This is a genomic window from Paenibacillus sp. NPDC055715, assembly GCF_053617595.1.
The window spans coordinates 42,330-54,129 of record NZ_JBSHGA010000021.1; the positions used below are offsets into that span (position 1 = coordinate 42,330).

At 46.3% G+C, this 11,800-nt stretch carries 12 protein-coding genes; all 12 read left to right on the forward strand.

The genetic code is table 11. The features are described from left to right. Positions 1-165: 165 nt before the first annotated feature. The 12 genes from ACWGOO_RS21515 to ACWGOO_RS21570 all read left to right on the forward strand — a co-directional run bounded on the left by ACWGOO_RS21515 (position 166) and on the right by ACWGOO_RS21570 (position 11,317). On the forward strand, positions 166-375 hold the full coding sequence (locus tag ACWGOO_RS21515; RefSeq protein ID WP_452486704.1) for a hypothetical protein: 210 nt from the start codon (positions 166-168) through the stop codon (positions 373-375). Positions 376-456: 81 nt separating this feature from the next. Next, positions 457-843, forward strand: coding sequence for an ATPase (locus ACWGOO_RS21520; RefSeq protein WP_452486706.1), 387 nt, complete (start codon positions 457-459; stop codon positions 841-843). A gap of 244 nt (positions 844-1,087) precedes the next feature. Continuing rightward, a complete protein-coding gene (gene gatC / locus ACWGOO_RS21525; protein WP_025684464.1) occupies positions 1,088-1,375 on the forward strand; it encodes an Asp-tRNA(Asn)/Glu-tRNA(Gln) amidotransferase subunit GatC in 288 nt (95 codons plus the stop codon). Between the two features lie 27 nt (positions 1,376-1,402). After that, positions 1,403-2,860: an Asp-tRNA(Asn)/Glu-tRNA(Gln) amidotransferase subunit GatA gene (gene gatA, locus ACWGOO_RS21530; protein WP_452486708.1), complete on the forward strand. Its 1,458-nt coding sequence runs from the start codon at positions 1,403-1,405 to the stop codon at positions 2,858-2,860. Between the two features lie 26 nt (positions 2,861-2,886). Then, a complete protein-coding gene (gatB, locus tag ACWGOO_RS21535; protein WP_452486710.1) occupies positions 2,887-4,332 on the forward strand; it encodes an Asp-tRNA(Asn)/Glu-tRNA(Gln) amidotransferase subunit GatB in 1,446 nt (481 codons plus the stop codon). 161 nt (positions 4,333-4,493) lie between these two features. Then, positions 4,494-4,955, forward strand: a complete 462-nt coding sequence (locus ACWGOO_RS21540) for a GNAT family N-acetyltransferase (protein ID WP_452486712.1) — start codon at positions 4,494-4,496, stop codon at positions 4,953-4,955. A gap of 75 nt (positions 4,956-5,030) precedes the next feature. Next, on the forward strand, positions 5,031-5,744 hold the full coding sequence (locus ACWGOO_RS21545) for an MgtC/SapB family protein (RefSeq protein ID WP_452486714.1): 714 nt from the start codon (positions 5,031-5,033) through the stop codon (positions 5,742-5,744). Positions 5,745-5,826: 82 nt separating this feature from the next. Beyond that, positions 5,827-6,480, forward strand: coding sequence for a hypothetical protein (locus ACWGOO_RS21550; protein ID WP_452486715.1), 654 nt, complete (start codon positions 5,827-5,829; stop codon positions 6,478-6,480). A gap of 7 nt (positions 6,481-6,487) precedes the next feature. After that, on the forward strand, positions 6,488-7,891 hold the full coding sequence (locus tag ACWGOO_RS21555) for a DUF4097 family beta strand repeat-containing protein (protein WP_452486717.1): 1,404 nt from the start codon (positions 6,488-6,490) through the stop codon (positions 7,889-7,891). 109 nt (positions 7,892-8,000) lie between these two features. Continuing rightward, on the forward strand, positions 8,001-8,435 hold the full coding sequence (gene perR, locus ACWGOO_RS21560) for a peroxide-responsive transcriptional repressor PerR (RefSeq protein WP_452486718.1): 435 nt from the start codon (positions 8,001-8,003) through the stop codon (positions 8,433-8,435). Between the two features lie 177 nt (positions 8,436-8,612). Beyond that, positions 8,613-10,331: a glycosyl hydrolase family 18 protein gene (locus ACWGOO_RS21565; protein WP_452486720.1), complete on the forward strand. Its 1,719-nt coding sequence runs from the start codon at positions 8,613-8,615 to the stop codon at positions 10,329-10,331. A 107-nt stretch (positions 10,332-10,438) separates the two neighbouring features. Continuing rightward, positions 10,439-11,317, forward strand: a complete 879-nt coding sequence (locus ACWGOO_RS21570) for a nucleotidyltransferase-like protein (protein ID WP_452486722.1) — start codon at positions 10,439-10,441, stop codon at positions 11,315-11,317. Positions 11,318-11,800: the final 483 nt, after the last annotated feature.

Sequence of the window (11,800 nt, forward strand, 5' to 3'; positions counted from 1 at the left end):
TATATAGACAAAGGTTTTTATTTTTGTTAACATACACATATTGAAGTTACATACTAAACTCGCGAAGCACGCAAGCTGTGGATGAATCCCGGTTTGCGTTCTTTTTTTTGCCCATTAAGAGGATAAAGAGGCATTTGGCCGTCAGATCACAAGGGGGGAGCATGAATGAAAAGGAAGTATATGTCTGGGTTACATCGTGGGCATGGAGATAGCCGCCATTTTTCCATAAAGACAGGAGATGGAGCTTCTGTACAAGGTTCTGAATCGAAGGTAATAACTTGGAAAAGGGTAACAAAACAAGGTGGAACCATTGCACAGAATTGGCACACAAGGCTGAATGAGCACAGGCTGGGACGTGGAGACGGACAGTTTTGAAGATACATAGATGATATAGACAAGCTACTTTTTTTTTAGTAGACTTAGCAGATAAGTTCAGACAAACGGGGGGGGCTAACGATGCATCATTTAGGAACTAGAATTATGATCGTCGCGGATGCTTTTGAGCAGAATCTTCCTGTGGGCGAACATGGTTATATCATTGCTTACGACCGTAATGCGGACAATGCTTTTGACTATGTCATTCGCGTCCCGAAGGTGAATCGCAACTTTTTTGTACCATCGGGGGACATCGAGCCGGAAGAAAGTATTTTGAAGCTGGAAGCCGAGTGGGTTGAGCGTGAAGCGCTGATCGATTACGCCCTTGCTACGCATAATGAGAAACTGTTCAGACATGTGATGAACGGTGGTCTTGATTCGGTAGAGGCTGAGGAAGAAGAAACCGCGACAGAGTTGTTGTCACAGGCTGATTTTATTAGACAAGTCAATTTACGTGCTTGGATATAGGGAGCGGTTAATGCCGACTCTTTTTCAGAATATATAATTGGCACGTTTTTAGCTCCTATCGCTTTTCAAAAGAGCACCGAGAGGTGCTTTTTTTATATACATTTAGTAACATTTTGCCGCCCGGTTGCACAGTTTGCTTCTGTACTGCGTCAAAGATTGAATTGTAAAGGGTTCTATCCTATAATTAAAAACGTTATTTCAAAGTTCGGTGCAGCATTTTTAATATACACGAGGAGGTTTTTGTATGAACATTTCCACGGAAGATGTCCGTCACGTAGCCAAGTTGTCCCGGTTGAATCTGACCGCAGCCGAGGAAGACACGATGACAGGGCAATTGAACGCCATTCTCCACTATGCGGAGAAGCTGAATGAGCTGGATACGGAACAGGTAAAACCGACCACTCATGTGCTGCACGTTAGCAATGTCATGCGGGACGACGAAGTTCGCGAAAGTTTGACACACGAGCAAGTGATGCGCAATGCGCCTGAAGAAGAAGACGGACAGTTTAAAGTTCCTGCTGTTCTGGAATAGATTTCACATTTGAAAGGAGGATGCAAATTGAGCTTGTTTGATAACACATTGCCGGAAATACATAACAAGCTGCATCAAAAAGAAATTTCAGTGAGCGACCTGGTGGGTCACGCTCTGGAGACGATTGGTGCGCGGGAAGACAAGATCAGGGCTTACATTACCGTTGACGAGGAGCAGGCACGTGCATCCGCACGTCAGCTTGATGATCATCTGATCTCGGGAGAGGAACGCGGGTTGCTGTTTGGCCTGCCGGTCGGCATTAAGGATAACATCGTGACAGAAGGTCTGCGTACAACGTGCGGCAGTCAGTTTTTGAAGAATTTTGATCCCGTGTACGATGCAACGGTTGTCGGCAAATTGCGTGCGGCGCAAACCGTGACACTGGGCAAAATGAACATGGACGAATTCGCCATGGGCGGCTCTAACGAGAATTCCAGCTTCTTCCCAGCACGAAATCCTTGGGATCTGGAACGCGTTCCCGGTGGCTCTAGCGGCGGCTCGGCTGCGGCTGTAGCAGCGGGTGAGGCTTATTTCACCCTCGGCTCCGATACAGGCGGTTCCATTCGCCAGCCCGCTTCTTATTGCGGCGTAGTCGGCTTGAAGCCAACCTATGGTCTGGTATCACGTTTTGGTTTGGTGGCCTTTGCTTCTTCTTTGGACCAAATCGGACCGATTACGAAAAATGTTCAGGATTCGGCGTACGTACTGCAAGCCATTGCAGGCTATGATCAGAAGGACTCCACTTCTGCGAAGGTAGACGTTCCTGATTACTTGAACGCTTTGACCGGAGATGTAAAAGGACTTCGTATTGCTATACCTAAGGAGTATCTGGGTGAGGGCGTCGATCCACAGGTCAAGGAAAAGGTGCTGGACGCGCTGAAAACGCTGGAAGGACTGGGCGCGGTATGGGAAGAAGTTTCTCTTCCGCACACCGAGTATGCGGTAGCCACATACTATCTGCTGGCTTCATCCGAAGCATCGTCCAATCTGGCCCGTTTTGACGGTGTACGTTATGGCGTACGTGCAGACAATCCGGACAACCTGCTGGATTTGTACCATCGGTCCCGCACGCAGGGCTTTGGCCCCGAGGTGAAGCGTCGGATTATGCTGGGCACCTATGCGCTGAGTTCCGGGTACTATGATGCTTACTACTTGAAAGCTCAAAAAGTGCGTACACTGATCAAACAGGATTTTGATCGTGTGTTTGAACAATATGATGTCATTATCGGACCTACTGCGCCGACCACAGCTTTTAAAATAGGTTCGCAAGTGGATAATCCATTAACGATGTATTTGAATGATATCTTGACAATTCCGGTGAGTTTGGCTGGCGTGCCAGCCATCAGCATTCCTTGTGGTCTTGCAGATGGAATGCCAGTCGGACTACAAATTATCGGAAAAGCCTTTGACGAGTCTTCCGTGCTGCGTGTAGCACATGCATTTGAACAAAATACCGAATTCCACAAGCAGCGTCCGCAGCTGTAATTCGCCGAAAAGGAGGGAACCCATTTATGTCTACAACTACATCCAAATATGAGACGGTTATCGGACTGGAAGTCCATGTGGAATTGCATACGAAGTCTAAAATATTTTGCGGATGCTCGACATCCTTCGGAGCACCACCAAACTCGCATACATGTCCAGTTTGTCTTGGACATCCAGGGGTACTGCCGGTATTGAACCGTCAGGCTGTTGATTATGCGATGAAAGCGGCGATGGCGCTTAATTGCACCATTGCTGATGTGAGCAAGTTTGACCGCAAAAACTATTTTTACCCCGATTCACCCAAGGCTTACCAAATCTCGCAATACGATCAGCCGATCGGCGAGCATGGCTGGATTGATATTGAAGTGAACGGCGAGACAAAGCGTATCGGTATTACCCGACTGCATCTGGAAGAGGACGCAGGCAAATTAACACATATCGATGGCGGCTATGCGTCTTTGGTTGATTTTAACCGGGTCGGTACACCATTGGTCGAGATCGTTTCGGAACCGGAAATAGCCTCACCTGAAGAAGCCAAGGCTTACCTGGAAAAAATACGTGCTATTATGCAGTATTGTGACGTATCCGATGTGAAGATGGAGGAAGGCTCGCTTCGCTGCGACGCGAACATCAGCCTTCGTCCGCATGGACAGAAAGAGCTAGGTACTAAAGCAGAGCTAAAAAACATGAACTCCTTCCGTGGCGTACAGCGCGGATTGGAATATGAGCAGTTCCGCCAGGAACAGACGCTGGAGGAAGGCGGAACGATTGTACAGGAGACACGCCGTTGGGATGAGGCCCAAGGTAAAACTCTGTCTATGCGTGGTAAGGAACAGGCGCATGACTATCGTTATTTCCCGGACCCGGATCTCGTTACGCTGCATATTGATGCAGAATGGAAAGAACGCATCCGTGCTTCGATTCCTGAACTGCCTGACCAGCGTAAAGAACGCTACACCTCGGAATACGGATTGCCTGAGTATGACGCAGAGGTAATTACGTCTTCCAAGCCACTGGCCGATTTGTTCGAGGATAGTCTTCAATACACGAAGGATGCCAAAGCAGTATCCAACTGGATTATGGGGGATTTGCTCGGCTATTTAAACAGTGCCGGTGTGGAGCTGTTGCAGGTTAAACTGACAGGCCGGGGCTTGGGTGAAATGATCGGACTGCTGGAGAAGGGGACGATCAATAGTAAAATCGCTAAAACGGTCTTCAAGGAAATGCTGGAGAGTGATAAACTGCCGCAGCAAATTGTTGAAGAAAAAGGGCTTGTGCAAATCAGTGACGAGGGTGCGATCATGACGATCGTCGAGCAGGTAGTAGCGGCTAACCCGCAATCGGTTGAGGATTACAAAGCTGGCAAGCAGAAGGCCATTGGCTTCCTGGTTGGTCAAGTGATGAAGGAGAGCAAGGGGAAAGCAAACCCTGGCCTCGCCAACAAGCTGCTGACGGAAGTGCTAAACCGCTAATGGCATAGATTTGAAAGGGGCTTGTCTTATAGGGACAGGCCCCTTTTTGTATAAGATCTGTAAGAGTTGCTGTACGGAATTTGGAAGCGCAATGACATGTTACGAGTTTTTCTTTAGAAAATAGCAGCATAGCCTGCCCTGAATAAAAGGAGGGATACAGCATGATGAGCATATGTTCATTGGAAGACAATGAAATGGTCAGCCAGATATGGCGTCTTCAGCACATCGCCTACAGGTTGGAGGCTGAGCGGATCGGTTTTGATGAAATACCACCCCTTATGGACACGTTTGATACGCTGCGAAGCTGCGGAGAGACATTCTATGGCTGGATTGAGGATGGCAACCTGTTAGGGGCGCTGGCGGTGCAGTCTGAGTCATCCGGTTCGCTCACACTTACACGTATGATGGTTCATCCGGATCATTTTCGCAAAGGGATTGCCGACTCCTTAATGGAGCATGCTTTGAATGAATATCATCATATACCACTGTTTATCGTATCTACAGGAACTTTAAATGCTCCTGCGGTGGCCCTTTATCGAAAACATGGCTTTCGCCCCGTATCGGCTGCAGAGGTGGCTCCGGGCGTGGAATTAACCACATACCACCTGCATAACGTGAAATAGCGTTAGCAAATTGAAATAGCAAACAAACCGCATACCCGGAGAGGTAAGCACGACATAACCGGGAGGGGAACTTTAATGGATAACCCGTGGATTATAGACGATTCACATATCATTTTACGACTTTTGCTATCCATGCTCCTGGGCGGATTCATTGGTATTGAGCGCGAACGTTCCAATCATGCTGCAGGTTTGAGGACTCATATTATGGTTAGTCTCGGTTCGACGCTGATTATGCTGCTCTCCATTTATGGCTTTGCCGATTTTATCAAAGAAGCCAATGTACGTATAGATCCAGCACGTTTGGCTACGGCGGTAATTACTGGAGTAGGATTTTTGGGCGCAGGAACAATTATGTTTACAGGCAAATCCATTACAGGCTTAACGACTGCGGCTTCCATCTGGGTTGTAGCAGCTATTGGTCTCGGGGTCGGAGCGGGCTTTTATTTTCCATCTATAGCGGCGACTGTACTTGTATTTTTGAATTTATGGGTGTTTAACAAAGTTGAATTGCGGTATATGCGTGGCAGACAACGTCATCTTATAACACTATGCGGATTGTCATCTCATAGATTGCTGGAGCAAATTTCGACTTATTTAGAGCAAGAAAAAGTAGAAATACGTAAAATCATAATTAAAGAGCATGAGAATGTCCCCTTTCACGAACTGCATCCAAATCGGCAGAGTATGGAGGTTTCTTTGGAAGTGTTGGCTCGCCGCGATTTTAATCCGGTTCGTATTGCAGCCGATCTCCGACAGTGGGAGGATGTAGCGGCAGTTTCCGTGGAATGAAGGTTCACCTCATTTTTTCCAGTTACTCTTCAATCCGATTGGGGTACTACCTAACCATTGGAGCATTTGCTGCGGATCACGCATGGAATTCAAAGGGGAGGATGGTATGAACTCGGAACAACCCCTACTGTCTGGAGAGGGTCAACAGTCACCCGATTCGGAACAGCGGGAACACCCCCAACAGGGTAAACGTCTAAAATACGCTAAATTTCGCAAAGTGATTGCCATTATCATGGCATCATTATTACCCGGTCTGGGGCATCTTTTTTTAGGGCTGTTCATTAGGGGACTTACATTTATCGTATTGCTTCTGTTAGATATTTTTGCGATGCTGTATGTTGCCTCTGATAGCTTGAGGATTAACATTCCGTTGCTTATTTTGCTCGGCTTGTTCATTCCTGTCTTATATTTTTATAATGTATATGACGTGTTACAATCAGCGGACTACATGGTTCGCTATCGCCGTAAGCCCGATCGTAATGCACAGATGGATGCACGAGGGCAGCAAAGCAGCCCGTTCTATGCCTGGGAGAGAGGTTTTTCTTTTGCCGTGCTGCTCGTGGCGGGTGGCGGACTTATGATTCTGTTTCGTATGAAACCACGCTGGCTGGGCAACTTTTTCGAGGATTATGGCTTTTTGACGCTAGCTATTTTATTAATGCTGATCGGACTATTAGCCTTTCTGCGAGAAGTCGGCTTGTTGGTCAAACGTAAAAAGGTAAAGGAAAGAGGGTGAAGCTGGCGTGCACCGCAAAATAAGAATCGGGCGCTATACCTCTTCGCTTCTGTTAATGGCTGTAGGCGTTCTGCTTATCTTGGATGTTGTTCAACATACCGAATATATGCTTCAGCTCCTCGTATGGTGGCCCGTTATCTTTGTGCTGTGGGGATTGGAGTATCTGATTTTTTTTGGTGTGTACTACCGTAAGGAGGGCAAGCCCGACAACGGACGACGTTTCAGACCTGATCTGAAGGGAATTGTCTCTGCATTGGTCGTGACCGCCGCTGTTTTTATCGTAACCCAGCAAAATCATTATATGTATCTGTGGAACCGAGTTAGTTTGAATCTGACCGCGGCGTCCATGGATTTTAGTCAGGCGAAAGGAAATCGATATGATATGGGCGGCGTACTGGTGCCTGTAACGATGCGGACGTCCGATTTGATAGTTGATTCGGTCAATGGCGATATAACGCTGATCAGACGACCTGTATCCAATGTAGAGGTACGTGCGACTCTGTGGGTGGATCAAGCGCCTGCTGCTGAAGCGGACAAGATTGCCCAAGCCTCCTCGCTGACTTCTACTGACGGCAAGACTATTCAGATTCGTCCAGAGGTACAGTCATACGGGGTATCGAGCAGACGTCAGCCCCGTACGAATATGTTAATTACAGTGCCGGAGGATCGGCGATTTAATATACAGATCAGAACCTCCAACGGCGATATTACCCTGAACGGAGTAGATGCCATCGACAGCATCCGGCTTGAGAGCGGGAACGGGAATTTGACGGTTAATAATGCTATCGGCAATGTCAAAGGAGTCACCTTGAACGGTCAGATCAAATTACATCGTATCACCGGGGATGTAGATGTGCGAACCAATCGTGGCAATATGCAGGCAGGGGATATTGAAGGAACGGTTGAGCTGCGCACAATGGTAGGCGACATTCAGCTTGCCCGCTCGGAAGGTGATATTACGGTTGATACCCAAAATGGTGACATGAACGTTCTGAATCCCACAGCCAAGCTGAATGCAAATTCGCTCAATGGCGGGATCAAGGTGCATAGCGAGCAGGTAGGCGGAGATTGGAAAATATACAGTGCTGTCGGTGACATTGCGTTGGACCTTCCGTCGAATGGTGACTTTCAGTTGGAGGGGTCCAGCAGTTATGGTAACCTTCGATCAGACTTCCCTTTTAAAATAGACAGTAAAAGTATCTCAGGCCAAAATGGGACAGGTAAGTATACGGTCAACGTGGAAGGCAACAGTAATTTAACGATCAAAAGGCTACTAATGCCATCGCTACCTGGCTTGGACGAGTCGGCAGGATCGAGTATGCCTGATGCATCAGAAACGCCCTCGGCTGAATCTGAATCTCCCGCTACCGGGGCCTCCAACGGGACATCCAGCGATAATGAGGCGCGTTGACAAGAAACTTGAATTGACCGTACAATGTGGATAGACCTTACAACGTGAGTAGAATGTAAAATGGTTGTAATAAAGCGAATAGTAAGTAAGGGATAGGCGGTGGACATATATGGCAGCTCACGTCCAGCATGCTTTGGAACTTCTAAAGAAGACAGGTGTACGCATAACACCCCAGCGCCATGCCATATTAAACTATCTGATGGAATCTATGGGACATCCGACCGCAGATGAAATATATCGTGCGCTCGAATCCAAGTTTCCAAGCATGAGTGTGGCTACGGTTTATAATAACTTAAAGATGTTTATAGAAGCGGGTATGGTACATGAGTTGACCTATGGAGATAACGCCAGTCGTTATGATGCCAATGTTTCGGAACACTATCATATCATTTGCGAAAAATGCGGAAAGATTGAAGATTTCAGTTATCCGTACTTGGCTGATGTGGAACACCATGCCACGTTGGAAACAGGTTTCGAAGTGCATGGACATCGTATGGAGTTATACGGAGTGTGCAAAGCTTGTATCAGCAAGGAAATTCAGTGAAACAAGGAATAGAAGTTTTTTGGTGCGGTATGTATATATTGTAATGGGCTGGAAACGTGAGAGATTCCCCACAAGCGGGGATTTACCGCGTTTTTTTGTTTAAATAACTTTTGTTTAAGTAACCATTTCAGTTTACGTTATCCTGTAATTCAAAGTTCCGACAATGGAGGTTGAATATTGGCCAGAAATCATTCCAGACGCCGCCGTAAACGTTCACGTTTCAAAGGGGCAGCAAGCTTGCTATTGTTCGCAGCGATCATCTGCGCAATTACTGTCGTTTGGTTCGGTAATCCACTTCATGAAAAACCCGATTGGCAAGGCAGTGTACGTCCTATTTTTATCCAGGGAAAGTTGACCGGATATGAAGCCCAAAACTCCGGCAAGAACATGTTGGTACCGCTCAAATTTGTGCAAAGTAAAATTGATCCTACGATTCGTTATGAGAGCGACAGCCAAACTATTATTTTGGCTACTAGGCAGAATTTGCTGCATATGACCGTTTCAAAGCCCCAAGGGGAATTGAATGGAACATCATATACGCTCAGCGCAGCTCCCCAGATTATTAGTGAATCGGTATTTATACCTATGCAAGCTGTCCGTGAAGTATATGGTGTATCTGTTCATGAAGACACAGTGACGGGTGCAGTCATCCTGATGAAAGCCGGAGAGAAAGTCAAACTGGGGAACGTGGAGAAGAAGGATGGACGACAGGATGCCACAATCGCTTTGCGTAAAGAAGCCTCCAGCCTGTCTTTTATTTTGACGGATATACCTCAACAAACGAAGGTGCGTATTTGGTCCAAACAGGCTGATTGGTATTTTGTTCAACTGGATAACGGCTACGCTGGATATGTGCAGGCGACCAACGTCTCTGAAGGAGAGGAACTCACGATGGCCGCAGTTAAAGAGACTCTGTCCATCTCAGAGAAGCATTGGGAAGACAGGCCTGTGAATCTCGCCTGGGAGGCCGTTTACAACCGTAAACCTGATCCTTCCAAATTTGGACCTATGCCTGGAGTGAATGTGGTGAGTCCCACTTGGTTCAGTGTCATAGATAATGAGGGCACCGTACAAAGCAAAGCGGACCCTGCCTATGTCAGTTGGGCGCATCGCAAGGGGATGGAAGTATGGGGCTTGTTGAGCAACAGCTTTAATCCTGAATTAACGACAGAGGCCTTGTCTACCTTTGAACGGCGAAAGTCAATTATAGATCAGATGATTACACTTGCCGAGGAAAATGGTCTGGACGGTATCAATATTGACTTTGAAAATGTTTATACGAAGGATGGACCCAATGTCACCCAATTTTTGCGAGAGCTTAAGCCGATGGCACGTGAACATGATTTGATATTGTCTATTGACGTAACACCTAAATCTCAAAGTGAAATGTGGTCTGCTTTTCTGGATCGAAAATCATTGGGTTCCATTACGGATTATCTCATGGTTATGGCCTATGATGAGCATTGGGCAGCCAGCCCGAAGGCTGGTTCTGTAGCCTCATTGCCGTGGGTGAAAGCGTCGATCAAGCGAATCATTCAGGAGGATGAAGTACCATCTCAAAAAGTTGTTTTGGGCATTCCGTTATACACTCGTGTATGGTCTGAAACACCTAAAGGAGACACCGTCAAAGTTAGCTCCAAGTCGCTTGGTATGGAATCAACAGCGGCGATTATCGAGAAATTTAAGCTGAAGCCTAAATTCAGATCCTCGGAAGGCCAGAATTATGTCGAGTACACTGAAGACGGTATTGTCAAAAAGATTTGGCTCGAGGATCGTGTGTCTCTGGAAGCGAGGGTGCAACTTGCCAAGTCATTGAAACTCGGGGGAATCGGTGTATGGAACCGAACCTTTGCAGATCAGACCGCCTGGAATACGCTAAAAGAAATAAGTAAATAAAACTTAAAATTTTTAGAATTGAAGAAGGAAGTTCCTTTTTCATGTAGAAATGTTCACATATATTCAAATTTAGCGGTTATGGCCGCCTTACAGGGGTGGAGGGAGAAGTGCAGCCAACCAAATTAAGTTTGATGTATGATGAATTGTTGCAGGAAGATTCGATCGGCATTATTTCGTATAGAAAGCCGGGCGAATATTTTCATGGAGTCATGCTGTACGATTTTGATGAACTCATTCTAATTATTGGAGAAGGCCGGAAGCTAGCCCGTTCCATTCAGCATTTACTGATTAATGGATTAAGGTGTCAGGTGTTGTACGTAACACTGGATTGTCTGAAAGGGTGGATTATCGCCGGTGAACATGCCAACATAATAGATTATTTACTAGAAGGCCGTATCATGTGGGAGCGGGATGAAAGGGTCAGCCTTTTAAGGCGGGAAATTATCGAATTCAACGACCCGTTACGAGAGCAAAAGAAATTTCATGAGTTCGCCCGTTTTCTGGTCAATTACGTTCATGGCAAAAGAGCGACGAGAGAAGGGCGGACCATTGACGCTCATCAGAGTATTTTGAAGGCGTTGAATCATTGGGCCTCCATTGAGCTCATTGAGCGGGGGATTTATCCGACAGTTCACTTGTGGGTGCAGATACAGCCGTTGGATCGAACGATCTACAAGCTGTACAACGAACTCACGTTAAGTACAGAAACCCTTGAGCAGCGGGTTGAGCTCGTGCTGCTTGCTTGCGAATTTTCAGTGATGTCTAAAATGGAGGGGTGCTCAGCACCGCTATTCCGCATTTTAGGCAGCAGACGGGAACCTTGGTCCATAGATGAGCTTATTCATCATCCTGATCTAGAAAATCTCCAACTGGATCTTACCGTAGTGCTACGTAAGCTGGTATACCGCTCACTGATCAGGGAATCGGCTGGCGGGAATCTCAGGAATCGCGGACACTATAGTGAATTACGTTATTCCCTTATTTAATTGATACATCGAATCAGCGGGAGGAAGGCCCGTTAGACGGATTTTCTTCCTTTTTTTATGCGTAATGGAGTCACATTGATGCTCAAAACATAAAAATTTTCGTTAAAGGTTGACGAGTTTATAAAAGATATGCTAAGTTATAACTCGCCCCATTAAGCGGCTTGAATAATTTAGACCTGTTTACAGCAGGATAAATTTATTGCAAACAAGCATGAAAATAAATTTTAAAAAAATGCTTGACGTAAAATGAGGTTGTGTGCTATATTATTTAAGTCGCCGCTGAGACGCGGTGGTGAAAAAAAGTAAAACAAAAGCAAAACATCATGTAAGTTTGATCTTTGAAAACTGAACAACGAGTGAGTAAATGATTTTGTTCGCAAAATCAAACAAGAGATATTTTATCTCGTCAGTTTCAAAATGAGCGAATCGCTCTTTCTATAAACCAGCTTCGGTTGGTCTTTAATGGAGAGTTTGATCCTGGCT

Bases quoted from the DNA above. Each gene is read 5' to 3' on its own strand.
- ACWGOO_RS21515 (WP_452486704.1), top strand. From the start codon at position 166: ATGAAAAGGAAGTATATGTCTGGGTTACATCGTGGGCATGGAGATAGC.
- ACWGOO_RS21520 (WP_452486706.1), top strand. From the start codon at position 457: ATGCATCATTTAGGAACTAGAATTATGATCGTCGCGGATGCTTTTGAG.
- gatC (WP_025684464.1), top strand. From the start codon at position 1,088: ATGAACATTTCCACGGAAGATGTCCGTCACGTAGCCAAGTTGTCCCGG.
- gatB (WP_452486710.1), top strand. From the start codon at position 2,887: ATGTCTACAACTACATCCAAATATGAGACGGTTATCGGACTGGAAGTC.
- ACWGOO_RS21540 (WP_452486712.1), top strand. From the start codon at position 4,494: ATGATGAGCATATGTTCATTGGAAGACAATGAAATGGTCAGCCAGATA.
- ACWGOO_RS21545 (WP_452486714.1), top strand. From the start codon at position 5,031: ATGGATAACCCGTGGATTATAGACGATTCACATATCATTTTACGACTT.
- ACWGOO_RS21550 (WP_452486715.1), top strand. From the start codon at position 5,827: ATGGAATTCAAAGGGGAGGATGGTATGAACTCGGAACAACCCCTACTG.
- perR (WP_452486718.1), top strand. From the start codon at position 8,001: ATGGCAGCTCACGTCCAGCATGCTTTGGAACTTCTAAAGAAGACAGGT.